Source organism: Pseudomonas sp. P9_35, from assembly GCF_034008205.1.
Lineage (GTDB): Bacteria > Pseudomonadota > Gammaproteobacteria > Pseudomonadales > Pseudomonadaceae > Aquipseudomonas > Aquipseudomonas kilonensis.
Genome location: NZ_CP125373.1, coordinates 4,043,641 through 4,069,131, shown reverse-complemented (window position 1 = coordinate 4,069,131; position 25,491 = coordinate 4,043,641). Strand labels below are relative to the sequence as shown.

Sequence of the window (25,491 nt, the reverse complement as noted above, 5' to 3'; positions counted from 1 at the left end):
TGGTGAGGGGGCACTGATGCAAGCTCAACAGCACTCAATGGCTTTTGTGGCGAGGGAGCTTGCTCCCGCTGGGGCGCGAAGCGGCCCTAACGGCCGCACCTCGGTCTAGCATTTGGGGCTGCTGCGCAGCCCAGCGGGAGCAAGCTCCCTCGCCACGGGGTTGTGATCTGGCCTTGTTACTTGTGCAAAATCACCTGCGCAATCTCCTGCAACCCCATCACCCGTTGCGCAGCATTGAGCTTGATCGCTTCCTTGGGCATGCCGAAGACCACGCAGCTGGCTTCGTCCTGGGCCACGGTGGTGCTGCCGGCGTCGAGCATTTCCTTCAGGCCGCGGGCGCCGTCGTCGCCCATGCCGGTCATGATGATGCCGGTGGCGTTGCGGCCGGCGAATTTGGCTACGGAGCGGAACAGCACATCCACCGAAGGGCGATGGCGGTTGACCAGTGGGCCGTCCACCACCTGCACGTGATAGAACGCGCCGCTGCGGGTCACCATCATGTGCTTGCCGCCCGGTGCGATGAGCGCCAGGCCCGGGTGGATGCGGTCGTTGTTGCGGGCCTCGCGCACTTCGATCTGGCACAGGCTGTTGAGCCGTGCGGCGAACGAGGCGGTGAATTTTTCCGGCATGTGCTGGACGATGACGATGCCCGGGCACACTCGCGGTAGAGCGGTGAGCACCGCTTCCAGGGCCTGGGTGCCGCCGGTGGAGGTGCCCAGGGCGACGATGCGTTCGGTGGTCTGCGCCATGGCGTGGCCGTTGGCGGCGGGCAGCATGGCGTCGGCGGTGAGTTTGGTCGCGGGCGTCAGCGCGGTCGGGGCAGGGCGCTTGCCCAGGTTGCGCACGTTGACCTGGGCGGCGGCACGGATTGCCGACACCAGTTCCGGCGCCGACTCCAACAGAAAATTCTTCAGGCCGGTGGTGGGCTTGGTGATGATTTCCACCGCGCCGGCGGCCATCGCCTGCAAGGTGGTTTCCGCGCCCCGGGGCGTCAGGGATGAGCAGATCACCACCGGTGTGGGGCGCTCGCTCATGATTTTTTTCAGGAACGTGATGCCGTCCATGCGCGGCATTTCCACGTCCAGCACGATTACGTCGGGCCATTCCTTGGCCAGTTTGTCCATGGCGAAAATCGGGTCGGACGCCGCGCCCATGACGTGGATGTCCGGTGTGTCGCTGAGGATCGCCAGCAACACCTGGCGAACCACGGCAGAGTCATCCACCAGCAGTACATTGATCTTTTTTGACATAGTCAGTGCCGGGTCCTTATAGGTTGGTGCCTGACCCACACATCGCCGCTGCAAAGGTCGAAGATGATGCTGCGGTGGCCAGTGCTGCCCATGTCCTGGGCGATCAGGTCGAGGCGATAGAGGGCGGCAATTTCCAGCGCAGCGTTGACGTTCAGCCGCGCCACATCGCCGTAGGGCACGTGGCGTTGCAGCTCGGGGAACATCTCGCCGCCGCCGAACAACTTGAGTTGGTAATCCTCGGGTTCGGTGTGGTGGGCCCGGGCCTGGCGGATGAACAGTTCGATGGCTTCGTCGGCATAGAGGCCGTTCAGTGCGGTGGAGCAGCGCACCCGACTGGGCAACATGAAATGGCACATGGCGCCGATCCTGCGTTCCGGATGCCACAGCGTGATCGCCACGCAAGAACCGAGGATCGTGCGCAGGCGCGTCGGGCAGGTGGCGAAACGAAACTCCCCGGGCGCCAGGTACACCTCGGCCACTTCCCTGATGGCGGCGTTCATGGTTTGCGGTAAATCGATGGCGCCACCAGTTTCAATGCGTCGGACACACCGTTGAGGCTCTCCGAGTGGCTGATGATGAAATACCCGCCGGGCTTGAGCCGGGGGAACAAGCGGGCAACCACTTTGCTTTTGGTGGGCTGGTCGAAATAGATCATGACGTTGCGCAGGAAGATCACATCGAACTCCCCCAGCTCCGGCAGGGTGTCGTTGAGGTTGACCTGGATGAAATTGACCCGGTTGCGCAATGCCCGGTCGATGAGGAACGTGCCTTGCTGGCTGCCGGTGCCCTTGAGGCAATATTTCACCAGCAGCGGCTGGGGCAGGGTGCGGGCGCGTTCCATCGGGTAATGCCCGGCGCGCGCCTTGGCCAGCACCTGGCTGCTGATGTCCGAACCGATGACTTCCCAGGGCGTGGTGCCCAGCCCTTCGGCCAGGGTCATGGCCAGGCTGTAGGGCTCTTCCCCCGATGAACTGGCCGCGCTCCACAGGCGAAAGGTCTTGCCCGGTGTCGCGTGGGGCAGCACGTGTTGGCGCAGGAAATCGAAATGCTTGGGCTCGCGGAAAAAGTAGGTCTCGTTGGTCGTCAACAGGTCCAGCGCCACCTGCAACTCATCGGTGCGCTGGCCGTTCATGATCAGCTTGAAATACTCGCCATAGCTGTCCAGCCCATAGTGCTTGAGGCGCTTGAACAAACGCCCGGCCACCAGGGCTTTCTTGGCCTCTGACAGGCTGATGCCGGCGGCCTGGTACAGCCAGGACTGGAACTGACCGAACTCTCGGTCAGTGAGCGCCAGTGAATTGACCGTGCGTTCCTTGCAGCTATCGGCGTTCACGGGGCATCCACTTCCAGCGCGCTCGGGCTGGTTTCTGCGAGTTGGGACATCTCGTCGATGGACAGCACGCGGCCCACTTCCAATACGATGACGAACTTGCCATCGACCTTGGCCATGCCACTGATGAAGTCGGCACGGATCTTCGCGCCGAAGCTCGGTGGCGGCTCGATCTGCGAGGCCGGGATTTCCAGCACCGCCGACACCGTATCCACCAGCAGGCCAATGTCCTGGGCCTGGCCGTCGGCGCTGGCCGCCTCGATGATCACCACGCAGCTGCGGCGGCTGATCGCCGAATTCGGCCGGCCGAAACGGGCCGACAGGTCCACCACCGGCACGACCGCGCCACGCAGGTTGATCACCCCGCGTACGAAGGCCGGCATCATCGGCACCACGGTCAGGTTGCCGTATTCGATGATTTCCTTGATGCACAGGATGCCGATGGCAAACATCTCCGTGCCGAGCATGAACGTCAGGTATTGCGCTTCTTCCTCGACCGCGATGGCGGTTTGACGGGTGGTCGCGATGGCGCCCATTGCTTTTTCTCCTTTAAGCAAGCCAGTGGATCCGGGCCATCAGAACCGGGTGAATTCCGATTCGTCCGGGGCGCTGGCCATGTTGTAGGCAAACGCCTTGGGCATGACCGGTGCCGGAGTCCGGGCCGGTTTGCGGCTGGACGGGCCGGGGGTGTTGTCGACCCGAGCGACCTGGACGGCGGATTTGGGCGGCGTGTCCAAGGTGAAGAAACTCATGGCCTGCTGCAGTTGCTCGGCCTGGCTGCTCATTTCCTCGGCGGTAGCGGCCAGTTCTTCGCTGCTGGAGGCGTTTTGCTGGGTCACCTGGTTGAGCTGGGTCATGGCGGTGTTGATCTGCGCCACACCGGCGGCCTGTTCTTCGGAGGCGGCGCTGATTTCCTGCACCAGGTCCGAGGTCTTGTTGATCGACGGGACCATCTCGTTGAGCAGGTTCCCGGCCTTCTCGGCCATGTCGACGCTGCTGGACGACAGCTCGCCGATTTCCTGGGCGGCCACCTGGCTGCGTTCGGCCAGCTTGCGTACTTCGGCGGCGACCACCGCGAAACCTTTGCCGTGTTCACCGGCGCGGGCGGCCTCGATGGCAGCGTTGAGCGCCAGCAGGTTGGTCTGGTAGGCGATGTCGTCGATGATGCTGATGCGTTGGGCGATTTTCTTCATCGCCACCACGGTCTGCTGCACCGATTCGCCGCCGTCGGTGGCTTCCTTGGCGGCCTTGCTGGCCATGCCGTCGGTGACCTTGGCGTTCTCGGTGTTCTGGTTGATGCTGGCGCTCATCTGCTCGATGGAGGCGCTGGTTTCCTCGACGCTGGCCGCCTGTTCGCTGGTGGCCTGGCTCATCGATTGCGCGGTGGCGCTGACTTCTTCGGAGGCGCTGGCCAGGTTGTCCGCCGCGTTGCGCACTTCACCGATGATGTGCGAGAGCTTGCCGACCATGTTCTGCATGGCGTTGAGCACCATGCCGGTTTCGTCCTTGGAGCCACTCTCGATTTTGGCGTTCAGGTTGCCTTCGGCCAATTGCTCGGCGACGGTCGCGGCCTGTTTCAATGGGCGGGAGATGATCCGCGAAATGAACAGCGCCAGGCCCAGGCCCACCAGCAGGGCGGCAACCAGCGCGACAATGATCGACAGGCGTGCGTTTTCAAACAGTGCCGTACCACGTTCGCTGGCCGCACCGGCCCCGACATCATTGAGTTCCACCAGCTTTTGCAGGTCGCTGGTTACCAGGTCGAATCGACGCTTGGACTCGCCTTTGAGCAGGGCATGGGCTTGTTCGGTCAGGTTTTGCCGAGACAGTGCAAGCAGGTCCTTGCTCACCGCGAGGTAGGCGTTCCAGTCATTGCGGGTGGTTTCGAACAGTTGACGGTCTTCGGCGTTGGACAGCAGTTTTTCGTAGGTCGCCAGGCGCGTTTCAAAGGCTTTCTTGGCCTCGTCGGCTTCTTGCTCGGTGGTGGCGCGCTCTTGCTCGGAGTCAGCGGTAATATGGCGGTTTTCCTTGAGGCGATAGTTCGCCCCGTAGAAGCGCATGCCCGACGCCGCACGCATCGAAGGCATCCAGTTTTCCCGGATCTCAATGGTGGTGCCGTTCACCTGGCCCAGTTGGATGATCGAGAACACCCCCATGACGGCTGTCAGCGCCAGCACCACAAGAAATGAAGTGATCAGTTTGGTGGCGATTCTAAGATCGTAGAACCATTTCATTGGGAAGTACCTCTCCATGGAATTGCTAAAGCGTCAGCGAGCGTTGGCTTGTTGGAATTGAGTCGGTGTGTAGCGGTTTTCCACTTGGGTGATCTGGGTGAGCAGCGCCGGCACGTCGAGAATCAACGCCACGGCGCCACTGCCCAGGATGGTCGAGCCACTGATGCCGCGAAGGGCGCCAAACAGCTTGCCCAGCGGTTTGATCACGGTCTGGAATTCACCTAGCAAATCATCCACCACCAGCCCGGCCTTGAGTTCGGCGTAGCGCACCACCACCACGTTCTGCCGGCGCGCGGCCGGGCCTTCGTGGCTGAAGTGATCGCGCAGGTAGACCAGCGGCAGCACCTCGCCGCGCAGGTCGAGGTAGCCTTGTTCGCGGCTGGCGAGCCCATCGTCTTCGCTCAGCTCGATGCATTCCTGGACCATGTCCAGCGGAATGACATAGGTCGACTGACCGATGCCCACCAGAAAACCATTGATGATCGCCAGGGTCAGCGGCAGGCGGATGCGCACCACGGTGCCCTTGCCGGGCTGGCTGTCCAGGTCGACGGTGCCGCGCAGCAGGGTGATGTTGCGCTTGACCACGTCCATGCCCACGCCACGCCCCGAAAGGTTGGTCACGGCCTGGGCGGTGGAGAAGCCAGGTTCGAAGATCAGGTTGTAGATTTCCTGGTCGGTCGGGCTTGCGCCGGGTGTCACCAGGCCACGTTCCTGGGCTTTTTCCAGGATCCGGTCGCGGTTCAGGCCGGCGCCATCGTCGGCGATTTCCAGCACGATGCTGCCCGAGTCGTGATAGGCGTTGAGGTGCAGATGCCCCTTGGCCGGCTTACCGGCGGCCAGGCGTGCCTCGGCGGTTTCAATGCCGTGGTCCATGGCGTTGCGCAGCAAGTGCATGAGCGGGTCGCCGATTTTTTCCACCACGGTCTTGTCCAGCTCGGTCTCCGCACCGCTGATGATCAGGTCGATGTCCTTGCCCAGTTCCTGGCTGACATCGCGCACCACCCGGCGGAAGCGGTTGAAGGTTTCGCCGATGGGGATCATGCGCAGGCGCAGGGCACCGTCGAGGATTTCCTCCACCAATGACGACACCGTCGAAGTGGATTCCTGCAATGGATCGTTGTTGCAGGTGCGGGCCAGCAGGCTGGCGCCGGCACTGGCGATGACCAGTTCGCCCACGAGGTTGATCAACTCGTCGAGCTTGTCGGCATTGACCCGCACATAGGTGCCGTCCTTGGCCTTGTCGCTGGTCACCGCTTGTTTGTCGCTGGCGATCTGGGCGGGCACGCGCGGGGTCTTGCGCTGGTCGGACAGCAACTCGCCGGTGGTGACCAGTGCGGTGTTTTCCTCGGCCGGTTCCGGCGACGTGGCAACCAGGCCAGTGTTTGCCGCGGGGGCGATGTCGTCATCCAGGGCAACGATCTCGATCTCGCAATCTTCGCGGACGAAATCGAATACTTCGTTGATCGCCCCGTGGCTGGCGGTCGAGCGAAATTCGATGTCGAAGCCCAGGTAGCAGGATTCGGCGTCCCAGGCGTCGGCGGCGGGCAGGGCGTCGATCAGGGTGGTGAGGTCGACGATGTCACCCAGGGTTTGCAGATAGCGCAGGAACGACAGCGGGTCCATGCCGTTGCGGAACACGTCCTGGCCGAAGCGCAGGGAGATGTGCCAGAGGCGCGTTTCGCCGGGTTCGCGGGTGTTGGTTTCAGGGGCTGGCGTCGGGGCCGCAGCGGGCGAGGGCGCCTGGTACTCCTGCAGGATCTGGCACAGTTCCACTTCCCGTTGCAGGGCCGGTGGCGGTAGCGCTCCGCCCTGGTTGGCGGCCACGTTGATCAGTTCCAGCATGTGATCGCTGGACTTGAGCAGCACCGCGATCAGGCCGGCGTCCACCTCGACGCTGCCGTTGCGCAGGCGATCGAGCACGTCTTCGACGATGTGGGTGAAGCTGACAATCGGCTCCAGGCCGAACAATCCGGCCGAACCCTTGATCGTGTGCGCCGCCCGGAAGATCGCGCCAATGGCGTCATCGTCACCGGGGTCGGTTTCCAGTTGCAGCAGCGACTCTTCCATCGCCTGCAACTGTTCCCGTGCCTCGACGATGAAGGTCTGTTGTGCCTGATCGAGATTGATGCTCACGCTCATATCCTTTGTCGTGTCCGACGTCTTGCAACGGCCCTAGGCAACCAGGTTGCACAGGGCAAGTGTTTCCGTGACGGCTTTGCTTTGGCCGGTCAATGTCAGTTGGGTGCCGGCCTTGGCGGCCTCGCGCTGCACCATCAGCAGCAGTTGCAGGCCGGCGCCGTCCATCTCGGTGATCTGCGACAGATCAAGGGCCATCCGCGGCGTTGCGCCCAGGTGCGGCAACCATTGCGCGGCCAGGTCGGCGGCGGTGTAGATCGTCAGCTCGCCGTCGATGTGCACCTGGGCGGTGTCATCGTGTGTCTCGTATTGCAACGGCATCGGAGCCTCCGGCGATCAAGGAAGAATCAGCTTGGATACCGCCGCCAGCATTTGCGCCGGCTGGAACGGCTTGACCACCCAGGCCTTGGCTCCGGCGGCCTGGCCTTCCTGTTTCTTCGATTCCTGGGATTCGGTGGTGAGCATGATGATCGGCGTGAACTTGTAGCTGGCCAGCTTCTTGACCTCCTTGACGAAGGTGATGCCGTCCATGTTGGGCATGTTCACGTCACTGATGATCAGGTGCACTTTCTGGCCATTGAGCTTGCCCAGTGCGTCCTTGCCATCGCTGGCTTCGATCACGTCATAGCCGGCACTTTTCAACGCGATGCCGACCACCTGTCGAACGCTCGCGGAGTCGTCGACAACCAATACACTTTTAGCCATGAACGGCGCTCCTAAAAGAAGGTAATTTCCTGTGAAGTCTGTTGCGCGCTCGAGTCGCCGTGGTGATTACGGCGTTGCTCGTCGGTGGCGTAGGTGGTTTCCATGCGCGCCAGCCATTGGCGGGCGTCGATGGAAACAGCCTGTTCGGGCGACTGGTTGGCCTGCTGCATGTGCACGTGCAGGTCCTCGATGTTGTCGCGCACATGGCTGAGGATCTGGCTGACCCGATCCTGGAATTGCAGGCTGACCAGCACCTCGGTGAGTTCATCGCGGATGCCGAAGCTCTCGCGCTGCAGCATGTCGGCCGAGTCGGCCAAGCTGCCGGTGACACTCTTGAAGCGCTCCAGCACCTGCTGGATGCTTTGCTCGGAGGCACTGACCGAATGGCTGTCCTGGTCCGCACCGCTGGAGGCGGCATGCACCAGTTGGGTGATGGCGGTGTTGATGATGTCGACCTTGGCCGACATCTGCTGGCCGGTCTCGCTGGACTTGCTCGAGAGACTGCGCACGGCGTCGGCCACCACGGCAAACCCACGCCCGGCCTCGCCGGCACGGGCGGCTTCGATGGCGGCGTTGAGGGCCAGCAGGTTGGTCTGCGCGGCAATCGCCGCGACATCGGCGGCCATGGTCCGCAGCTCGCCGGTATAGGCCGTCAGGTTACGCACCTGGGCCAGGGTTTCATCGCGGCTGGCCTGGGTGGCCTTCAGCGAATCGATGACCTTGACCAGTTCACTTTCGCTCTTGGCCAGCACCTGCACGGCACCGCCACTGCTGCTGCCGGCCAACTCACCGGCGGCCAGTTGCGAGGCTTGCACGGTCTCTTCCAGGCGCGAAGAAATGCCGGTGAAGCGGCTGGTCAGCGAGACGATTGCGGTTTCGGTCTGCTGTCGGGAGCTTTCGACCTGCTTGGCCCAGATCGGCATGGCACCAAGAATGACTTCGTTGAGTTGCTCGCGGGTTTTATGGGCCAGGTGCTCGCCGGCTTGCAGGTCGTGGCGGGCCATGGCGGCGGCGATGGCGCTGTCGAACTGCCGGCGTTGCGAACGCGCACCCCATACGCCGGCACCGACGCCTGCGGCCAGGATCGCCACACTCAAACCGATGTTTTGTGCGCTCGCACCATTGAGCGCCAGCACGCCGATGCTCGCGGCAACGGCCACCAGCACGGCATTCCAGAGGATGCGGGGTTGGGCTTGGGAAAGGGAATGACCGTGAGAGTACGACGTCATGGTTCGGTCCTTGAACAGTGTTGCTAACAGGTTATTTGCGAATAACTGGTTATCTGCGACCCCTACTCGGACTTTAAGACCGGCTGTCCGATACCGGTATTGCTGTAGGCATTAGCCTACACAGCGCGTGGCACTGTGCTACTTCAGATTAGACGCAGTCTGTGAAATGTCGAATGCACCCGACGAAGGTATAAGCCGCATGGCGAGGGAGATGGCGCACGGGCCTTTGTGGATGGCGCACCGGCCTTTGTGGCGAGGGAGCTTGCTCCCGCGCGGCTCTGTAGGAGCTGCCGAAGGCTGCGATCTTTTGATCGTTCACTTGCGACTCAACTGGCCTTTGGAAGATCGCAGTCTCGCTTCGCTCGGCAGCTCCTACAATGCAGCCCAGCGGGAGCAAGCTCCCTCGCCACAAAGGCCGGTGCGCGCTGATTCTTCTGAAACAGACTGAATGGATTGCGCTAAATTACCCCGCATTGGATTTTCGAACCTGCCATCAGAGCCCCCATGCCCACCCAGCCCCTCTGGAAAACCTATCTCCTGTTCCTGGCCCCCATGGTCCTGTCCAATTTCCTGCAGTCCATGTCTGGCACATTCAACAGCATCTACATCGGCCAGATGCTCGGTACCCAGGCCTTGGCGGCGGTGTCGGGCATGTTTCCCATCGTGTTTTTCTTTATCGCATTGGTGATTGGCCTCGGCGCGGGGGCGGGGGTGTTGATCGGGCAGGCCTATGGCGCCGGAGAAACCGGCACGGTGAAGGCGATTGCCGGTTCGACGTTGTTGTTGGGGGCGATCATCGGCCTGACGGCGGCGGTGCTTGGCAGTGTCTTTGCGCGCCAGGCGTTGCAGGGGCTCGGCACGCCGGCCGATGTGCTGGAGGACGCCGTTTCCTATGCTCGGGTCATGATGTGGATCCTGCCGATGTTGCTGGTATTTGTGCTGTTTACCCAGCTGCTGCGCGGGGTGAGCGATACGGTGTCACCGATGTTGGCGCTGCTGATTTCCACCAGTGTCGGGCTGCTGCTCACGCCGGCATTGATTCGTGGCTGGCTGGGGTTGCCGCCGATGGGCATCCAGAGCGCGGCGCTGGCGGGGTTGGTGGGGACGGCCTCGGCCATGGCCATGCTGGCGTGGCGCCTGAACCGTCGCGAGCATGCCCTGGCACCGGACCGGGCGTTGTTCGCGGCGATGCGCCTGGACACGGAGATCCTTGGCAAAGTGCTGCGCATTGGCTTGCCCACCGGGTTGCAGATGGTGGTGATCTCGTTGTCCGAGTTGGTCATCCTGACGCTGGTCAATAGCCATGGCTCCCAGGCCACGGCGGCCTACGGCGCGGTGACGCAGATCGTCAACTACGTGCAGTTTCCGGCGCTGTCGATCGCCATCACCGCTTCGATCCTCGGCGCCCAGGCCATCGGTGCCGGACGCCTGGAGCGCCTGGGGCCGATCCTGCGCACGGGGTTGTTGATCAACCTCTGGCTTACCGGTGGGCTGGTGGTCCTGGGTTATCTGTTGTCCCACTGGCTGCTGGGGTTGTTCATCACCGATCCGGCGGCACGGGTCCAGGCCGAACACCTGCTGCACATCATGCTCTGGAGCCTGCTGGTGTTCGGCTTCCAGGCGATCGTCGGCGGCATCATGCGCGCCAGCGGCACGGTGCTGGTGCCGGTCGCCATCTCGATCTTCTGCATCGTCGCCGTGCAAGTGCCGGCGGCGTATCTGCTGGACGCTCACTTCGGGCTGCAAGGGGTGTGGATGGCGTTCCCGGTGGCCTACTTGAGCATGCTGCTGTTGCAGACGCTGTACTACAAGCGGGTGTGGCAGCATCAGTCGATCGAGCGGCTGGTGTAACCCACCCACCACTAAACCCTGTGGGAGCGAGCTTGCTCGCGATAGCGCCGGCACATCCAGCATCGATGCAAGCTGACCCACCGCTATCGCGAGCAAGCTCGCTCCCACAGGGGATTGGGTTCTGGCGATGTTACAGTGGCCATCACCCGCCACGCCGCCACCGAGGATCCGATGCCTGCCAGTCTCCCCACCCACATTGCCTACCGCGCCTTCCTGTTCGACATGGACGGCACTCTGCTCAATTCCATCGCCGCCGCCGAGCGGATCTGGACGCGCTGGGCCCTGCGCCATGGCGTGGACGTGGCGACGTTCCTGCCGACGATCCATGGCGTGCGCGCCATCGACACCATCGCCCGCCAGCGCTTGCCGGGGGTGGATGCCCAGGCCGAGGCCGAGCAGATTACCCGCGAGGAAATCGAAGACGTTGAAGGGGTGGTGCAGGTGCTCGGTGCGCAGGCCTTTCTGAACAGCCTGCCGCCAGAGCGCTGGGCAATCGTCACCTCAGCGCCCATGGCATTGGCCTTGCGCCGCATGGAAGCCGCCGCAATTCCACGCCCTTTGGTCATGGTCACGGCCGAAGACGTCAGCGACGGCAAGCCCAACCCCGCCTGCTATCGCCTGGCCGCCGAACGCCTGCAAGTGACGCCGCAGGAATGCCTGGTCTTTGAAGACGCCGAGGCGGGCATCCAGGCAGGCGAGGCGGCCGAGGCGGATGTGCTGGTGGTGACGGCGACGCATACGCACCCGGTGGTCACCCTTCATCCGCAGATCAAGGATTACCTTGGGCTCGGCATTGAAGTGGATGAAGCCGGCCTGATGCGGCTGACCCCGACTCTGTGACCACAGCAGAACTCCTGTGGGAGCGAGCTTGCTCGCGATAGCGGTGGTTCAGCTTGCAACAATGCTGAATGTGCCGCCGCCATCGCGAGCAGGCTCGCTCCCACAGGGGGATTTGTGGTGGTTGCGATGCCTGTGAACGACTCAAAAACTGTGGGAGCGAGCTTGCTCGCGATAGCGGTGGTTCAGCTTGCATCTGTGCTGAATGTGCCGGCGCTATCGCGAGCAAGCTCGCTCCCACATTGGATTTGTAGTCCTCAGATAGGTCAGGTCACCACGCGATAGCACGGCACATACGCCGCGCCACCCGGCAGTTTCATGCGGTGCTGGGCGACGAAGGCCTGGAGCAGGCGGTCGAGGGGTTCCATGATGGCGGTGTCGCCGTGGATCTCGTACGGGCCGTGTTCTTCGATCAGGCGGATGCCCTTGTCCTTGACGTTACCGGCCACGATCCCCGAGAACGCCCGGCGCAGGTTGGCGGCCAGTTCGTGGGCGGGCAGGTCGCGGCTCAGGCCCAGGCTGGCCATGTTGGCGTGGGTCGGGTCGAACGGGCGCTGGAAGCCCTCGTCGATCTTCAGCAGCCAGTTGAAGTGGAAGGCGTCGTTGCGCTCGCGGCGGAACTGCTTGACCTCCTTGAGCCCCTGGGTCATCTGCCGCGCCACTTCGGCCGGGTCGTCGATGATGATCTGATAGTGCTTCTGCGCCGCCTCACCCAGGGTCGCACCGACAAACGCATGCAACTGATCGAGGTACGGCGCGGCGCTTTTCGGCCCGGTGAGAACCACCGGGAACGGCAGGTCCTGGTTGGCCGGGTGCATCAGGATACCCAGCAGGTAGAGGAACTCTTCCGCCGTACCAGCGCCACCTGGGAAGATGATGATGCCGTGACCGACACGTACGAAAGCCTCGAGGCGTTTCTCGATGTCCGGCAGGATCACCAGCTCATTGACGATCGGGTTCGGCGCCTCGGCGGCGATGATGCCCGGTTCCGTCAGGCCCAGGTAGCGACCGCCGTGGATGCGCTGCTTGGCATGGGCAATGGTGGCGCCTTTCATCGGGCCTTTCATCACGCCAGGGCCGCAACCGGTGCAGATGTCCAGGCTGCGCAGGCCCAGTTCGTGGCCGACTTTCTTGGTGTATTTGTATTCTTCGGTGTTGATCGAGTGACCGCCCCAGCACACGACGATTTTCGGCTCCACGCCTGGACGCAAGGTGCGGGCGTTGCGCAGCAGGTGGAACACGTAGTCGCTGATGCCCTGGGACGAGCTGAGGTCGATGCGCTGGCTGTCCAGCTCGTTCTCGGTGTAGACGATGTCGCGCAGGGCGCTGAACAGCATTTCCCGGGTGCTGGCGATCATTTCGCCGTCGACGAACGCGTCGGCCGGCGCGTTCAGCAGCTCCAGGCGCACGCCCCGGTCCTGCTGGTGAATACGGATTTCGAAGTCCTTGTAGGCTTCCAGGATGGTCTTGGCGTTATCAACATGGGCGCCGGTGTTGAGGATGGCCAGGGCGCACTGGCGGAAGAGGGTATAGATACTGCCGGAACCGGCTTCGCTCAATTGCTGGACTTCGCGCTGGGACAAGGTCTCCAGGCTGCCTTTGGGGCTTACCGAGGCGTTGATTACATGTCTTTGAGTCATTCAGCTTTCCTTGAAAACGATGCCATGCACACAACGACGGCATCTTGAAAAAAACGTCCACGTAGAAAGATCGCACGATCCTTGCGCTATCGCCATGGACTTTGATCCGGACCCGGCGAGTCGGTTGCGCTACAAAATGAGCTCCAGCATAGCTAAATCGACCGGGCAGGCGATAATGCGTGACTCTTTTGATGCCGTACAAGGAAATTGCACCGCGATGTTCGAGATCAAACCGTGGGATGGCGACACGTACCGCAAGCAGACTCGCCGCAGCACCCTGATCATCGCAGTGGTGTTCCTGGCCCTGGCGATGCTGCTGTCCAGCCTGAGCGTGATGCTGCTGGGCACGCCCGGGGGCGATAACTTTCGTTTCAATCTCGGCGGGGTGATTGTCGCGGTGCTGGCGATGGCTGCGCTGATGCGCCTGTATTTCTGGTCGCAGCCGTGGATGGCCGCCGCCGTGTACGGCTGGCAGCTCAAGCGCAGCCTGATGAAAATCACCAACGTGATGCACCAGGTGACAGCTGGCGTGCAGGCCCAGGACCCCATCGCCATGAAGCTGCTGCGTTTCTATCACCTGGGGCTGGCCCAGATGCATCAGCTGGACGCCAACTCCAGCGCCCAGGGCTCCCTGGCGCGAGAGGCCGACGCGCACCTGGCGAAGATGCAGGCGCTGGGCCTGGACACCGTACAGTCGCGCCTGGAGGCGAGCTGGATCGAGACGGTGAAGCAGGCCTATCGCGCAGGTTGAGCGGTCAGAGGGTGCCGATGCGGTCGAGTTCGGCTTTCAGGGCCTGGGCATCGAGCTGGTCGAAGGGCAGGGCAAAAAAGGCCCGGCAGCGGCTTTCGATACGATCCAGGGTGGCATGGAAGGCCTGGCCGATCTGATCGTCGCTGCCTCTGACGTTCGATGGATCGACCAGGCCCCAGTGGGCCTTGATGGCCGGGCCGAAGTACACCGGGCACGCATCGCGGGCGGCGCTGTCGCACACGGTGATGACGATGTCCGGCGGGCTGTCCTCGAACGCGTCGTTACCCTTGCTGCGCAAGCCTTTTATGCTGATACCGGCTTCTTGCAAGGTGCTCAGGCTGCGCGGCAGCACGTGGCCCTTTGGGAAACTGCCGGCACTGACGGCCTCGAACCCGGCCGGGGCCAGATGGTTGAACATCGCTTCGCTGAGAATGCTGCGGCAACTGTTGGCTGTGCACATGAAGAGGACTTTCATCGATCGGCTCCGATAAGCGCAAGGTTGGGCTGCGCCGGAGTATATGCGGACAATCGAATATATGGAATTTCGTATTTGTAGCGAGGGCGAGAGCGGATAGCGCCGGGGCGCAGTACGTCTGCGCCCCAACGATCTGGGTGGTTACGATTTTCTGCCGCCGCCTTGGCTGCGTTCGCTACCTTTGTTACCGGCTCCAGTGCCTTTTTGCCGGTCGTTGGCAACGTTGCCGCCCGACGCCTGTCCGCCTTTCTTGCCGGCTTCCGATGCTTTTTCACGATCATTTGCGAAGTTGCCTGGGTTTTTGTTTCCGCTACTGGCCATTTTCGAGAATCCTCATTTTTGGTTGAGCGAGCAACGTGCCTCGCATTAGTTGGGAAAGAAATTGGCCGGGGGAAGTTTAAAAAAAAACCGCTTGCTGGCGACGAATGGTCGGCCGCCCGACTTCACTTCTAATCCTCGCCGCCGCTGACTTTCCAATGCTTGGCATCTGCCGGGAATACCACTTGCTCGACCCGATGGGCAATGCCGAAAGCCAGGGAGTTTTCCGCCGGAATCACCCGCTCTTCGGCGCACAGGCATTTGAAGATATCCAGCTGCGTCGCCGCGCCAGCGGTTTCCTTGACGTAGATTTCCACGTAGCGCGCCACGTCGTTGTCCAGGCTGGACAGGTACTCGCGCAAGCGTGAGTGGTCCACGGATTTCTGGCCGAAGTACCAGTTCATCGGATGAATCAGGAACCGCGAATGCGGGGTGGTGGTGCGGTCGCTGGCGGCCAGGTACATGACGATGCCCATCGACTCGATGTTGCCGGCGTTCACCGCACGTACCGGTACCGGCAGGGACTTGATGAAGGTGTAGAGGGTGAAACCGAAGTTGGTACTGCCGCCGACTGTGGAGAGATTGAGCATCAGCGAGTCGGCGCCTTTCTCAATGGCCTCCAGGCAGTTATCGCGAAAGCGTTCGGTGGTGCCCTGATCGATCTGGCAATGAAAATGGACAATGTGTTCGGACATCTGAAACTCCTGTCGACTTCACCCTTTGAAGTGCCTGCGGGTCGGCTGTGCCGTACAGTTGGGAGTCCAGCGGTCTGCGGATGTTCCTCATCCGTGGCTGGCTGCCGGTGAGCGCATCAAGCCGGTTGCTGTTGTTCGCATTTCTGGGCGGCTTGGGTCATGCGCTGCAGAAATAGCGTCAGCCCGGCTTCTTCTTCGCTGAGGCCTTTACGTGCCCGGGGTTTGGGCAACTGGGTCAGGGCACCGAGCAGGAATCCCTCCACCACCGCAGGATGAATGTAGCACTTGCGACAGACGGTCGGCGTGTTGCCCAGCTGTCGGGCGACTTGCCTGACCATCTCGGCGACATGCCTTTTGGCCTCGCTTTCGGTTTCCCAGCGCAGCGTCCGCAACCCGGCCAGAGCGGCAGCACTGCCGGCCCAGGTGCGGTAGTCCTTGGCGGTGAAGTCAGCGCCAGTGAGGGTCTTGAGGTAGGCGTTGATGTCCGAAGAACTGATGGCGTGGCGCTCGCCGTGTTCGTCCAGGTACTGGAACAGATTTTGCCCGGGGATCTCCTGGCAGCGCTTGATGATCCGCGCCAGGCGCCGGTCCTTCACGGTGATCTGGTGCTCGATGCCGCTCTTGCCGCGGAACTGGAAGGCGATGGCGCTGCCGTTGATCTCGACATGTTTGTTGCGCAGGGTCGTCAGGCCATAGGAGCGATTGTCCCGGGCGTATTGGCTGTTGCCGACGCGGATCAGGGTCACGTCCAGCAGGGTGATGACCGTGGCCATGACTTTGTCGCGGCTGAACCCGGGCGTGGCGAGGATTTCCTCCAAGCGTTTGCGCAAGCGCGGCAGGGCCCGTCCGAACTCCAGCATCCGCGAATACTTGTCCGCATCACGGACCTCACGCCAGCGCGCATGGTAACGGTACTGCTTGCGCCCGCGGGCATCGCGCCCGGTGGCCTGGAGATGGCCGCTCGGGTCGGTGCAGATCCAGACATCGGTGTAGGCCGGTGGCACCGCCAGGGCATTGATGCGCTGGATCTCGGCCGCGTCGGTGATGCGCTGGCCCTGTGGGTCGAAATAACAGAATTTGCCCCGCTGCTTTTTGCGGGTGATGCCCGGGGCCGTGTCATCGACATAATGCAGGTCGGCCGGCAGCGCATCCGGCGGCAGGGTGTCGGGCATGAAAAGAGTCCTTGGCAACGAATCCGGTGGCCTGTGAATTCATTGACCGCAGGCTGTTGCCGTCGTGCCAAGATTCTGAGGCTGCCGCCGCCGAACCTGTGGGAGCGAGCTTGCTCGCGATGGCGCCGGCACATTCAACCTTTATGCAAGCTGACTCACCGCTATCGCGAGCAAGCTCGCTCCCACAGGTTTGGGGTCACCTGAGAAGCCCGAATCCTACGCCAACACCGCCACCGCCTTGATCTGCGCCCATAACACCTGCCCTGGATGCAATTTCAGCTGATCGCGCGAATAGCGGGTGATGCGCGCCAGCAGCGGGGTGCCGGCGGCTTCCAGGCGGATCAGCACATGGGCGGCGTTGTCGGCCGCCTGTTCGCTGACCACGGTGACCGGCAGGCGATTGAGGATGCTGGTCTGGGCATCGTTCGCCAGGCTGAGGCTGACATCCCGGGCCTGGACCTTGAAACGCAGCGGCTGGCCGAGGGCCAGGGATGTGTGGGCCACGCGGACGTTCAATTGGCTGTCGGGCAGATTCAGGGTCAGCAATTGATAAGCCGGGTCATAACCGCTGACCTTGCCCTCGATCACCACTCCGGCGTCATCCCCCAGGGCCAATGGCAGGTCGAGCCGGGCCAGGGTTTCGCCGATCGGCCCACTGGCCAGCGCGCGGCCGCCGTCGAGCAGCACGATATGATCGGCCAGGCGCGCCACTTCGTCCTGGGAATGGCTGACATACAGCACCGGGATGTCCAGCTCATCGTGGAGCCGTTGCAGGTACGGCAGGATTTCGTTTTTGCGCCGGGTATCGAGGGCCGCCAGCGGCTCATCCATCAGCAGCAGTTGCGGGCTGGTGAGCAGGGCGCGGGCGATGCCCACCCGTTGGCGTTCGCCGCCGGACAGGTTGTGCGGCTGCCGATCGAGCAAGTGCCCGATGCCCAGCAGTTCGGTCGCCTGTTGCATGTCCACCCGCCGTTGTGCCGGCGCGATGCGCTTGAGGCCGAACGCCAGGTTGGCCCGTACCGACAGATGGGCGAACAGGCTTGCCTCCTGGAACACATACCCCACCGACCGTTTATGGGGCGGCACGAACACGCCGTGCTCACTGTCTTGCCAGACTTGGCCGTTGACCTCGATAAAACCCCGGGCCGGCCGCTCCAACCCGGCAATGCAGCGCAGGCAGGTGGTTTTGCCGGAACCGGAAGGCCCGTACAGGGCGGTCACGCCACGGCCCGGCAGTTGCACATCCAGGTCCAGGGAAAAAGCCCCGTGGTCGAGCTGAAAACGCGCGTGAATCATCGATCAGCTCCAACCGGCACGGGTTCGACGGCTGGAGTACAGCGCCAGCAGCACCAGGAATGAAAACACCAGCATCGCCGCGGCCAGCCAGTGGGCCTGGGCATATTCCAGGGCTTCGACATGGTCGTAGATCTGCACCGACACCACCCGGGTTTTCTCCGGGATGTTGCCGCCGATCATCAGCACCACGCCGAATTCGCCGACGGTGTGGGCAAAGCCGAGAATCGCCGCGGTGATGAAGCCGGGGCGGGCCAGGGGCAGGATGACGCTGAAAAACGTATCCCAAGGCCCGGCCCGCAGGGTGGCGGCGACTTCCAGGGGGCGACTGCCGATGGCGGCAAAGGCGTTCTGCAACGGCTGCACCACAAACGGCATGGAATAGATCACCGAGCCGATCACCAGCCCGGTGAAGCTGAAGGTGAGGGTACCCAACCCGAGGGCTTGGGTGAGCTGGCCGATCCAGCCGTTTGGCCCCAACGCCAGCAACAGGTAAAAACCGATCACCGTGGGCGGCAGCACCAACGGCAACGCCACCACCGCACCCACCGGCCCGCGTAGCCAGGAGCGGGTGCGCGACAGCCACAATGCGATGGGCGTGCCGATGAGCAGCAGGATCACCGTGGTCAATGACGCCAGTTTCAGGGTCAGCCAGATGGCGGCATAGTCGGCGCTGGTCAGTGGCATTTAGCGTTGGTAACCGTAGGTTTGGATGATGGCGGCGGCTTTCGGGCCCTTGAGGTAATCCACCAGGGCCGCGGCAGCGGGGTTGTCCCGGCCCTTGTTGAGAATCACCGCGTCCTGTTTGATCGGGTCGTGCAGTTCAGCCGGGACGATCCACGCCGAGCCGCCCGTCACTTTGCCGTCCTTGTACACCTGGGACAAGGCGACGAAACCGAGTTCGGCGTTACCGGTGGAGACGAATTGATAGGCCTGGGTGATGTTCTGGCCTTCGACGAGCTTGCTTTTCACCTGCGCGCTCAAGCCGAGCTTGTCCAGCACCTGAGTCGCGGCCAGGCCGTAGGGTGCGGCTTTCGGGTTGGCGATGGACAGGTGCTGGAAGTCGTTGCGCTTGAGCACCTGGCCCTGGCTGTCGACATAACCGTCCTTGGCTGACCACAGCGCCAGGGTGCCGACCGCGTAGGTGAAACGCGAGCCCTTGACGGTGTCGCCTTCGCTTTCGAGTTTGGCCGGGGTGGTGTCGTCGGCGGCGAGGAAGACTTCGAATGGCGCGCCGTTCTTGATCTGGGTGTAGAACTGCCCGGTGGCCCCGTAAGCCGCCACCAGCTTGTGCCCGGTGTCTTTTTCGAAATCGGCGGCGATGGCCTGGATCGGCGCGGTGAAATTGGCAGCGACCGCCACCTGCACCTCAGCGGCCTGGACGGCGCCAACGGTGAAGAGCGTGGTCAGCAGCAACGGTGCGAAACGGGTGAGGGGCATGGGTGAGGCTCCGTGGGGTCAGGTTCGCTATATACCGGAATATATAGCGAATGACCGACAAACGGAACGCGGCATTTTGCCTGGGGAGTGTGGATGCAGGGGCTGGCCCCATCGCGAGCAGGCTCGCTCCCACAGAGTTCTGTGGTGAACATAAATCCTGCTGCCACCTCAGGCCCCCTGTGGTGTACCCGGATGTGCCGGTTGCCCCCTATTCCCTGTGGGAGCCAAGCTTGCTCGCGATGACGGTGGGTCAGCTTGCATCCATTTTGAATGTGCTACCGCTATCGCGAGCAAGCTCGGCTCCCACAGGTCCAGTGGTGTACCCGGATGTGCCGGTTGCCCCCTATTCCCTGTGGGAGCCAAGCTTGCTCGCGATGACGGTGGGGCAGCTTGCATCCATTTTGAATGTGCTATCGCTATCGCGAGCAAGCTCAGCTCCCACAGGTCCGGTGGTGTGCCTGGATGTGCCGGTTGCCCCCTATTCCCTGTGGGAGCGAGCCTGCTCGCGATGGCGTTCGATCAGGCATTCGCCCTGTGGAGTCGGGCCAACGCCTCTTCGGCCAGCCGCCGCGTCAGCTCGGCCGTCGACAGCTCGCGGCCCAGGGGGAAGGCCTGGCCGGCCCAGAGGTTGCTGAAGTCTGCTTCGCCCTTGGCGCGCAACGGCATCAACGCGCCGCCCGCCAGGGGGAATGCCGGGGCCAGTGGGCTCATCGGGCCCACTTCGCGCATCACCCGGTTGACGATGCCTCGGGCCGGGCGACCGGTGAACAGGTTGGTCACAGCGGTCTGGCTTTCCTTGGCCGTGCGCAACGCGCGGTGATGGGAAGCGCTGATCTTCGCCTCGGGCGTGAACAGGTAGGCGCTGCCCAGTTGCACCGCCGAGGCCCCCAGGGCGAACGCCGCGACGATCCCCCGCGCATCGCCAATGCCGCCGGTGGCGATCACCGGCACCTTCACCGCATCCACCACCTGCGGCAGCAAGGCAAACAGCCCGACTTGGGTGTTGAGGTCGTCGCTGAGGAACATCCCGCGATGACCACCGGCTTCGTAACCCATGGCAATGATCGCGTCGCAACCATGCTGTTCCAGCCAGATGGCCTCCTCGACGGTGGTGGCCGAGGAAAGGATTTTCGCGCCAGTGGCCTTCACCCGATCCAGCAAGGATTTTTCCGGCAGGCCGAAATGGAAACTGACCACTTTCGGACGCATCTCTTCCAGCACCCGGCAGGCGGCATCATCGAAGGGCGTGCGGTTGGACACCGGGGTCGGCGCCTCGAAGTCGACGCCCAGTTCCTGGTAGTACGGCTTGAGCCGTTGCTTCCAGGCCGCGGCCCGCTGTTCGTCGAAGGCCGGCGGCTGGTGACAGAAAAAATTCACATTGAACGGTTTGTCGGTCTGCTCGCCGATGGTCGTCAGCGCCTGGCGCAGTTGCTCGACATCGAGCATTGCTGCCGGCATCGAACCCAGCCCGCCGGCATTGCACGTCGCGACCACCATGGCCGGCCCGGTCACCCCGGCCAGCGGCCCCTGGATGATGGGCAGCTCGATACCGAGCAGGTCAAGAATGCGAGTGTCTGGCCACTGGCTCATGTGCGGGGTCTCCGACGGCAGAAGGAAACAGCGTTTTTAGCAGGTGTGGGCCGGCGAGGGCCAGTCGAGTTTTTCAATCGAGCGCTGCGACTTGATCCCGACGGTGGGAGGGTTACCATGCGCGCTTCATACATCAAGGAGCCCAACCCATGGACGTGAAACTCAAGACCGTCGAACCCTTCACCGTGGCCGGTTTGCAGGTGCGCACCCGCAACACCGACGAGCAGCAGCCCGACACCGCCCGGATCGGCCCGATGTGGCAGCAGTTCTTCAACGAAGGGCTGTTCGACACGATTCCGGCCCGGCAGTCGGAGTCGTTCGTCTACGGGGTGTATTCCAATTACGAGTCCGACGCCACCGGCCACTTCGATGTGACGGCCGGGGTGCAGGTGGATGCGACCAGCGCAGGCTACCCCGCCGTGGACATCGAGGGCGGGGATTACCTGATGTTTGCGGCCAAGGGGGCGATGCCCGACTGCGTGATCCAGACCTGGGGCCTGATCTGGGCGTACTTCGCGGATAACCCGCAGACATTGCGCCGTTTCACCACCGATTTCGAGGTCTACAGTGGCCCCGATTCGGTGGCGATCTACATCGGCATTCAATCCCCGGACGAGCGTTCCAGCGCCAGCAACTGACGCTTGCGCTCCACGCCCCAGCGATAGCCCGACAGGTTGCCGTCGCTGCGTACCACCCGGTGGCAAGGGATCGCCACCGCCAGGCTGTTGGCGCCGCAGGCCTGGGCCACGGCGCGCACGGCCTTGGGCATGCCGATGCGCTGGGCGATCTCGGCGTAGCTGGCGGTGCTGCCTGCGGGAATGTCCCGCAACGCTTGCCAGACCCGCTCCTGGAAGGCGGTGCCGCGCAGGTCCAAGGGCAGGTCCAGGCCCAGGGCCGGCGCTTCGATGAAGCCAACCACCTGGGCGATCAATTGCTCGAACTCGCGGTCGGCACCGATCAGGTTGGCCCGGCGGAATTTGTCTTGCAGGTCGCGCACCAACGCGTCCGGGTCGTCCCCCAGCAGGATCGCGCACACGCCACGCTCGCTTTGCGCCACCAGGATTGCCCCGAGGGAGCATTGGCCGACGGCGAAACGGATGTCGGTGTTCTGCCCGGCGGCGCGATAGTCGGCGGGTTTCATGCCCAACACCTTGTCGGCTGCCTCATAAAAGCGGCTGTTGGAGTTGAAACCGGCGTCGTACAGCGCCTCGGTGATCGTGCCGCCATCGGCCAGGCGTTCGCGCACCTTGCGTGAGCGGTGGGCGGCGGCATAACCCTTGGGGGTCAGGCCGGTGACTGCCTTGAAGACCCGATGAAAATGGAAGGGGCTCAAGCCCGCGCTTTCTGCCAGTTCATTCAGGCCAGGCAGTTCCTCAGCCGCCTCGATCTGCCGGCAGGCGGCGGCAACCCGTGCCGCTTGTTGGGCGGCGATCTGGGTCTGGTCGCGGGCCACGCGCTTGCTGGGCCGGTAGCCGGCTGCCTGGGCTTGCTCAGGCGTGTCGAAGAACTCGACGTTGCGCGGGTTGGGCAGGCGCGACAGGCTGCTGGGGTGGCAATAGATACCGGTTGTTTTCACGCCATAGACGAAGGTGCCGTCGGCGCGAGGATCGCGGGCGAGCACGGCGGCCCAGCGAGGATCCAGTTCAGGGGCGAGATTGTTCGAAGTGCTGTTCATGGTCGTTATGTCCATTGGCCCGTTTTGGCTACAGTAGCGAGCCATCCAAGTGACGACACTCCGGGTCTTGCGGTTGAATTCTGCACCTTCACCCGGCGGTGCGAAACGTCAGGTTGATCCGCTGGGCGCCCAGGCGCGGGTGCTGGCCTTCCTTGAGCGGCAACACGCCGTGGTAGCGCAACCGGTCGACGCCGCCCCAGACCACGATGTCGCCATGGAACAACGGGATGCGCAGGCTTTTGTCGCTGCGCTCGAAGCCGCCGAACTGGAACACCGCCGGCAGGCCCAGGGACATCGAGACGATGGGGGCGGCGAGGGAGCGTTCGTTCTTGTCCTGGTGCAGCGACATCCGCGCGCCGGGCACGTAGCGGTTGATCAGGCAGGCGTCGGGCTCGAAATGCTCGAAGTGCGCCTGCCGGGCGGCGGCCTGGGCCAGTTCGCGAAACACCGCCGGCATGTCGGGCCAGGGTTGGCCGGTCTGCGGGTCGTGGGCGGTGTAGCGATAGCCGCTGCGGTCGGTGGTCCAGCCCAGCGCACCGCAACTGCTCAAGGCCACCGACATGGTAAAGCCGCCGGGCGTGACCATTTGCCGGAACGGCGCCGCCTGCAAGACGCTTTCCAGCGCCGGCAGCAAGCGTTCGAGCCAGGGCAGGGCGAACCCGCGCAGCACGTACGCTTGCTGGCCGATCTGCTCGACCTGGCCAGGCGTGGTGGGCGCCTGGTCGGCGAACAGGTCCAATGTGAGCGGTGTGTCATTACTGCGCATCATGAAAAATGATTCCCAAGGTGTGTCGCCTGCCGCTGTGCACGCAGCTGACGCCATGGCGCATGTTCACCCGATAATACCCGCGAACGCCTTTGACGGGCCGCTGGTGCACGGCAAACACCACGGCATCGCCCTGTTTCAGATCGATGACCTGGGGCCGCGATTGCATGCGCGGGCGCTGTTCGGTGAGGACAAATTCGCCGCCGGTAAAATCCCGGCCCGGTTCCGACAGCAGGATCGCCACCTGCAACGGGAACACCTGCTCGCCGTACAGATCCTGGTGCAGACAGTTGTAGTCCTGCGGACCATATTGCAGCAACAACGGCGTAGGTCGCGATTGCCCGGCGGCGTGACAGCGCCGGATGAAGTCAGGGTGTTCGTGGGGGTAGCGCACTTCAATACCCATGTGTTCATTCCAGCGGTTCGCCAGCGGTACCAACGCCGGATATAACGACTGGCGCAACTGCTGGATGAGGTCGGGCAGCGGATAGCGAAAATACTGATACTCGCCGCGCCCGAACCCATGGCGGGCCATGATCACCCGCGAACGAAAAAGCCCGGGCTCGGCGTACAGACCACTCAGCAGCCGGCATTGTTTTGTCGGCAGCAGGTTGCGAATGACTGTACAGCCGTCCTGGTCGAGATTTTGCTCCAGGGTGGGCCAGTCAAGGTTGGCGAGGTGTTGGGGCAGGGAAGGCGTAGGGGGCACGATGGCAATCCTTGTTGGAAGGACTGTTCAGTCTGCGCAGTGCTGCGTTGCAGGGCACCCCGATTCTTGCGGTACGCAGCCATCCCTGTGGGCTCTGTAGGAGCTGGCGAAGCCTGCGATCTTTTGATCTTGATCTTGATCTTGATCTTGATCTTGATCTTTCGCTTGAGACTCAAATGTCTGGGGAAAGATCGCAGCCTCGTTGCACTCGACAGCTCCTACACAGCTCCTACACAGCTCCTACAGAGCCGAGCGGGAGCAAGCTCCCTCGCCACAAAAGCATCGTGCCCACCCAGGTGCCGCAAAAATCAATCAGGGTGTGTTGTTACAGCGCCTTGCTGACCTTGACGTCGCTGATCACATCGTCAGTTTCGCCGTGCAGCTTTTGCAATGCGGCCCTGGCTTCTTCCTCGGTGCCGGTTTCCAGTTGCGCGAATTCGAAGCGGCGTTCGTCGTTGAGCTTGTACTTGATGACGTATTTGGTCGTCTGGGCCACGGTTTTGCCTGTCTTGAATAAGGGGCGATTCAGCTCAGTTTCGAGCTGGAACGCCGGATGATTTTGATCTTGTGGGTCAGGGTCGGCTTGCGCGTGACGCTGATTGCACGGTGGCTGACGGTGTCGATGGTGATGTTCCAGAAACCGGTGCTAGGGGCAGTGATCCGGGCCGGGAAGGTGTCGAACGCGCCGCCGTGATACGTGTGCCGGCCGCCGTTCTTGAAGCTACGGAAGTTGGCGTCGTTCATCAAACGGATGTTGCACATTTGGGAGCATTCGATGACGACAATGTCGTCTTCGTTCAGGTGCTCGCGCTGGTGGATGAATTTCATGGGCGCCTCCAGAAGGGCTTTTTCTACAAAATCAAAACGATAGCAAGGGGCAATGATGCGCAGTTTATCAGCCCCGAGTGTTAATATCCGGCCCGCGCTCCAGGCTTTGTTCATTTATTGCAGGTTGCGGGAAAAATAAAGCGGTGTGGCGCCGGAGAAAAACGGCGCCTGCACTGTCGGAGGATCTTTATTGGAGGAATCATATGAAGCGCAGCGTGTGGGTGTTGGCATTAGCCATGAGTGGATGTGCATCGGTATCGGACATCAACCAGACGCCCCCCACCATGAGCGTCATCTCCGGAAAGAAACCTCACGAATATGCCAAGTGTGTTTCCGACAAACTGGCCAAAAGCCGTGGTCCGCTGCAAGTGGAGCCACACAAGAATGGCGTCCGATTGATCGTCCCGGGCAAACTGTCGACCCTGCCGGCGGCGGTGTTCGACATTGACGAGCGCTCCAGCGGCAGCAGCATCAAGCTGCACGAAAGCATGTCCAATGTACCGGTGCGTCCGGGCGACGTGCAGGATGCGGCCAACGCCTGCATTTCCGGCTGATCACATTCCGCGC

Annotated in this window: 28 protein-coding genes; 5 read left to right on the top strand and 23 right to left on the bottom strand. The window is 62.7% G+C overall.

Annotated features, from left to right (window positions below):
- Positions 1-176 precede the first annotated feature (176 nt).
- The 9 genes from QMK47_RS17705 to QMK47_RS17665 are packed head-to-tail and all read right to left on the bottom strand — an operon-like array spanning position 177 to position 8,884.
- Complete coding sequence (locus tag QMK47_RS17705) at positions 177-1,250, bottom strand: protein-glutamate methylesterase/protein-glutamine glutaminase (protein WP_214511958.1); 1,074 nt, start codon at positions 1,248-1,250, stop codon at positions 177-179.
- A gap of 2 nt (positions 1,251-1,252) precedes the next feature.
- Complete coding sequence (gene cheD / locus QMK47_RS17700; RefSeq protein ID WP_214511959.1) at positions 1,253-1,750, bottom strand: chemoreceptor glutamine deamidase CheD; 498 nt, start codon at positions 1,748-1,750, stop codon at positions 1,253-1,255.
- Complete coding sequence (locus QMK47_RS17695; protein WP_214511960.1) at positions 1,747-2,583, bottom strand: CheR family methyltransferase; 837 nt, start codon at positions 2,581-2,583, stop codon at positions 1,747-1,749. Before QMK47_RS17695 ends, cheD begins: the two co-directional genes overlap by 4 nt.
- Positions 2,580-3,116, bottom strand: a complete 537-nt coding sequence (locus QMK47_RS17690; RefSeq protein WP_253475946.1) for a chemotaxis protein CheW — start codon at positions 3,114-3,116, stop codon at positions 2,580-2,582. Before QMK47_RS17690 ends, QMK47_RS17695 begins: the two co-directional genes overlap by 4 nt.
- A 39-nt stretch (positions 3,117-3,155) precedes the next feature.
- Positions 3,156-4,814: a methyl-accepting chemotaxis protein gene (locus tag QMK47_RS17685; RefSeq protein WP_320388891.1), complete on the bottom strand. Its 1,659-nt coding sequence runs from the start codon at positions 4,812-4,814 to the stop codon at positions 3,156-3,158.
- 33 nt (positions 4,815-4,847) lie between these two features.
- Complete coding sequence (locus tag QMK47_RS17680) at positions 4,848-6,947, bottom strand: chemotaxis protein CheA (protein WP_320388889.1); 2,100 nt, start codon at positions 6,945-6,947, stop codon at positions 4,848-4,850.
- Positions 6,948-6,986: 39 nt separating this feature from the next.
- On the bottom strand, positions 6,987-7,271 hold the full coding sequence (locus tag QMK47_RS17675) for a lipid asymmetry maintenance protein MlaB (RefSeq protein ID WP_214511964.1): 285 nt from the start codon (positions 7,269-7,271) through the stop codon (positions 6,987-6,989).
- A gap of 15 nt (positions 7,272-7,286) precedes the next feature.
- Complete coding sequence (locus QMK47_RS17670; protein ID WP_003203044.1) at positions 7,287-7,655, bottom strand: response regulator; 369 nt, start codon at positions 7,653-7,655, stop codon at positions 7,287-7,289.
- An 11-nt stretch (positions 7,656-7,666) separates the two neighbouring features.
- A complete protein-coding gene (locus tag QMK47_RS17665) occupies positions 7,667-8,884 on the bottom strand; it encodes a methyl-accepting chemotaxis protein (RefSeq protein WP_320388888.1) in 1,218 nt (405 codons plus the stop codon).
- Between the two features lie 504 nt (positions 8,885-9,388).
- On the opposite strand from QMK47_RS17665, the gene QMK47_RS17660 reads away from it, so the two are divergent.
- Positions 9,389-10,735: an MATE family efflux transporter gene (locus QMK47_RS17660; RefSeq protein ID WP_214511966.1), complete on the top strand. Its 1,347-nt coding sequence runs from the start codon at positions 9,389-9,391 to the stop codon at positions 10,733-10,735.
- Between the two features lie 171 nt (positions 10,736-10,906).
- Positions 10,907-11,575, top strand: a complete 669-nt coding sequence (locus QMK47_RS17655) for an HAD-IA family hydrolase (RefSeq protein WP_320388887.1) — start codon at positions 10,907-10,909, stop codon at positions 11,573-11,575.
- Positions 11,576-11,838: 263 nt separating this feature from the next.
- On the opposite strand, the gene ppnN is transcribed toward QMK47_RS17655, so the two are convergent.
- Positions 11,839-13,212 carry a nucleotide 5'-monophosphate nucleosidase PpnN gene (gene ppnN, locus QMK47_RS17650; protein WP_253475930.1) on the bottom strand — a complete coding sequence of 458 codons (1,374 nt, stop codon included), beginning with the start codon at positions 13,210-13,212 and terminating at the stop codon, positions 11,839-11,841.
- Between the two features lie 217 nt (positions 13,213-13,429).
- On the opposite strand from ppnN, the gene QMK47_RS17645 reads away from it, so the two are divergent.
- Entirely contained in the window at positions 13,430-13,963 is a 534-nt protein-coding gene (locus tag QMK47_RS17645) for a DUF3087 family protein (protein WP_320388885.1), read from the top strand.
- 4 nt (positions 13,964-13,967) lie between these two features.
- Here the strand turns inward: QMK47_RS17645 and QMK47_RS17640 are convergent, their stop codons facing one another.
- The 8 genes from QMK47_RS17640 to QMK47_RS17605 form a co-directional block, all read right to left on the bottom strand.
- The gene (locus tag QMK47_RS17640) at positions 13,968-14,438 is read right to left on the bottom strand and encodes an arsenate reductase ArsC (protein ID WP_253475927.1); all 471 of its coding nucleotides are present in this window, start codon (positions 14,436-14,438) and stop codon (positions 13,968-13,970) included.
- A 141-nt stretch (positions 14,439-14,579) separates the two neighbouring features.
- On the bottom strand, positions 14,580-14,759 hold the full coding sequence (locus QMK47_RS17635; protein ID WP_003203031.1) for a general stress protein: 180 nt from the start codon (positions 14,757-14,759) through the stop codon (positions 14,580-14,582).
- A 128-nt stretch (positions 14,760-14,887) separates the two neighbouring features.
- Complete coding sequence (locus QMK47_RS17630) at positions 14,888-15,451, bottom strand: ATP-dependent Clp protease proteolytic subunit (RefSeq protein ID WP_014337800.1); 564 nt, start codon at positions 15,449-15,451, stop codon at positions 14,888-14,890.
- 116 nt (positions 15,452-15,567) lie between these two features.
- Positions 15,568-16,623, bottom strand: a complete 1,056-nt coding sequence (locus tag QMK47_RS17625; RefSeq protein ID WP_320388883.1) for a DNA topoisomerase IB — start codon at positions 16,621-16,623, stop codon at positions 15,568-15,570.
- 216 nt (positions 16,624-16,839) lie between these two features.
- Positions 16,840-17,919, bottom strand: coding sequence for a molybdenum ABC transporter ATP-binding protein (gene modC / locus QMK47_RS17620; RefSeq protein WP_214511971.1), 1,080 nt, complete (start codon positions 17,917-17,919; stop codon positions 16,840-16,842).
- Between the two features lie 3 nt (positions 17,920-17,922).
- A complete protein-coding gene (gene modB, locus QMK47_RS17615) occupies positions 17,923-18,603 on the bottom strand; it encodes a molybdate ABC transporter permease subunit (protein WP_003203023.1) in 681 nt (226 codons plus the stop codon).
- The gene (gene modA, locus QMK47_RS17610; RefSeq protein ID WP_258688607.1) at positions 18,604-19,356 is read right to left on the bottom strand and encodes a molybdate ABC transporter substrate-binding protein; all 753 of its coding nucleotides are present in this window, start codon (positions 19,354-19,356) and stop codon (positions 18,604-18,606) included.
- Positions 19,357-19,875: 519 nt separating this feature from the next.
- The gene (locus QMK47_RS17605) at positions 19,876-20,946 is read right to left on the bottom strand and encodes a nitronate monooxygenase family protein (RefSeq protein ID WP_320388881.1); all 1,071 of its coding nucleotides are present in this window, start codon (positions 20,944-20,946) and stop codon (positions 19,876-19,878) included.
- Positions 20,947-21,095: 149 nt separating this feature from the next.
- Here QMK47_RS17605 and QMK47_RS17600 point away from each other — a divergent pair, with 149 nt between their 5' ends.
- Complete coding sequence (locus QMK47_RS17600) at positions 21,096-21,584, top strand: GyrI-like domain-containing protein (protein ID WP_320388880.1); 489 nt, start codon at positions 21,096-21,098, stop codon at positions 21,582-21,584.
- Here QMK47_RS17600 and ada read toward each other — a convergent pair.
- From ada to QMK47_RS17575, 5 genes are all read right to left on the bottom strand, one after another.
- Positions 21,548-22,621: a bifunctional DNA-binding transcriptional regulator/O6-methylguanine-DNA methyltransferase Ada gene (ada, locus tag QMK47_RS17595; protein ID WP_003203015.1), complete on the bottom strand. Its 1,074-nt coding sequence runs from the start codon at positions 22,619-22,621 to the stop codon at positions 21,548-21,550. The two genes, QMK47_RS17600 and ada, sit on opposite strands and share 37 nt — an antisense overlap.
- 88 nt (positions 22,622-22,709) lie before the next feature.
- Complete coding sequence (alkB, locus tag QMK47_RS17590) at positions 22,710-23,390, bottom strand: DNA oxidative demethylase AlkB (RefSeq protein WP_253475912.1); 681 nt, start codon at positions 23,388-23,390, stop codon at positions 22,710-22,712.
- On the bottom strand, positions 23,377-24,096 hold the full coding sequence (locus QMK47_RS17585; RefSeq protein ID WP_320388879.1) for a 2OG-Fe(II) oxygenase: 720 nt from the start codon (positions 24,094-24,096) through the stop codon (positions 23,377-23,379). Before QMK47_RS17585 ends, alkB begins: the two co-directional genes overlap by 14 nt.
- Before the next feature lie 325 nt (positions 24,097-24,421).
- Entirely contained in the window at positions 24,422-24,592 is a 171-nt protein-coding gene (locus tag QMK47_RS17580; RefSeq protein ID WP_014337809.1) for a hypothetical protein, read from the bottom strand.
- 29 nt (positions 24,593-24,621) lie between these two features.
- Positions 24,622-24,924, bottom strand: a complete 303-nt coding sequence (locus tag QMK47_RS17575) for a DUF1883 domain-containing protein (RefSeq protein WP_014337810.1) — start codon at positions 24,922-24,924, stop codon at positions 24,622-24,624.
- A 203-nt stretch (positions 24,925-25,127) separates the two neighbouring features.
- Here QMK47_RS17575 and QMK47_RS17570 point away from each other — a divergent pair, with 203 nt between their 5' ends.
- Positions 25,128-25,478, top strand: coding sequence for a hypothetical protein (locus tag QMK47_RS17570; protein WP_003203007.1), 351 nt, complete (start codon positions 25,128-25,130; stop codon positions 25,476-25,478).
- Positions 25,479-25,491 lie beyond the last annotated feature (13 nt).

Bases quoted from the DNA above. Each gene is read 5' to 3' on its own strand.
- QMK47_RS17705 (WP_214511958.1), bottom strand. From the start codon at position 1,250: ATGTCAAAAAAGATCAATGTACTGCTGGTGGATGACTCTGCCGTGGTT.
- cheD (WP_214511959.1), bottom strand. From the start codon at position 1,750: ATGAACGCCGCCATCAGGGAAGTGGCCGAGGTGTACCTGGCGCCCGGG.
- QMK47_RS17690 (WP_253475946.1), bottom strand. From the start codon at position 3,116: ATGGGCGCCATCGCGACCACCCGTCAAACCGCCATCGCGGTCGAGGAA.
- QMK47_RS17685 (WP_320388891.1), bottom strand. From the start codon at position 4,814: ATGAAATGGTTCTACGATCTTAGAATCGCCACCAAACTGATCACTTCA.
- QMK47_RS17675 (WP_214511964.1), bottom strand. From the start codon at position 7,271: ATGCCGTTGCAATACGAGACACACGATGACACCGCCCAGGTGCACATC.
- QMK47_RS17670 (WP_003203044.1), bottom strand. From the start codon at position 7,655: ATGGCTAAAAGTGTATTGGTTGTCGACGACTCCGCGAGCGTTCGACAG.
- QMK47_RS17665 (WP_320388888.1), bottom strand. From the start codon at position 8,884: ATGACGTCGTACTCTCACGGTCATTCCCTTTCCCAAGCCCAACCCCGC.
- QMK47_RS17660 (WP_214511966.1), top strand. From the start codon at position 9,389: ATGCCCACCCAGCCCCTCTGGAAAACCTATCTCCTGTTCCTGGCCCCC.
- QMK47_RS17655 (WP_320388887.1), top strand. From the start codon at position 10,907: ATGCCTGCCAGTCTCCCCACCCACATTGCCTACCGCGCCTTCCTGTTC.
- ppnN (WP_253475930.1), bottom strand. From the start codon at position 13,212: ATGACTCAAAGACATGTAATCAACGCCTCGGTAAGCCCCAAAGGCAGC.
- QMK47_RS17645 (WP_320388885.1), top strand. From the start codon at position 13,430: ATGTTCGAGATCAAACCGTGGGATGGCGACACGTACCGCAAGCAGACT.
- QMK47_RS17640 (WP_253475927.1), bottom strand. From the start codon at position 14,438: ATGAAAGTCCTCTTCATGTGCACAGCCAACAGTTGCCGCAGCATTCTC.
- QMK47_RS17635 (WP_003203031.1), bottom strand. From the start codon at position 14,759: ATGGCCAGTAGCGGAAACAAAAACCCAGGCAACTTCGCAAATGATCGT.
- QMK47_RS17630 (WP_014337800.1), bottom strand. From the start codon at position 15,451: ATGTCCGAACACATTGTCCATTTTCATTGCCAGATCGATCAGGGCACC.
- QMK47_RS17625 (WP_320388883.1), bottom strand. From the start codon at position 16,623: ATGCCCGACACCCTGCCGCCGGATGCGCTGCCGGCCGACCTGCATTAT.
- modC (WP_214511971.1), bottom strand. From the start codon at position 17,919: ATGATTCACGCGCGTTTTCAGCTCGACCACGGGGCTTTTTCCCTGGAC.
- modB (WP_003203023.1), bottom strand. From the start codon at position 18,603: ATGCCACTGACCAGCGCCGACTATGCCGCCATCTGGCTGACCCTGAAA.
- modA (WP_258688607.1), bottom strand. From the start codon at position 19,356: ATGCCCCTCACCCGTTTCGCACCGTTGCTGCTGACCACGCTCTTCACC.
- QMK47_RS17605 (WP_320388881.1), bottom strand. From the start codon at position 20,946: ATGAGCCAGTGGCCAGACACTCGCATTCTTGACCTGCTCGGTATCGAG.
- QMK47_RS17600 (WP_320388880.1), top strand. From the start codon at position 21,096: ATGGACGTGAAACTCAAGACCGTCGAACCCTTCACCGTGGCCGGTTTG.
- ada (WP_003203015.1), bottom strand. From the start codon at position 22,621: ATGAACAGCACTTCGAACAATCTCGCCCCTGAACTGGATCCTCGCTGG.
- alkB (WP_253475912.1), bottom strand. From the start codon at position 23,390: ATGATGCGCAGTAATGACACACCGCTCACATTGGACCTGTTCGCCGAC.
- QMK47_RS17575 (WP_014337810.1), bottom strand. From the start codon at position 24,924: ATGAAATTCATCCACCAGCGCGAGCACCTGAACGAAGACGACATTGTC.
- QMK47_RS17570 (WP_003203007.1), top strand. From the start codon at position 25,128: ATGAAGCGCAGCGTGTGGGTGTTGGCATTAGCCATGAGTGGATGTGCA.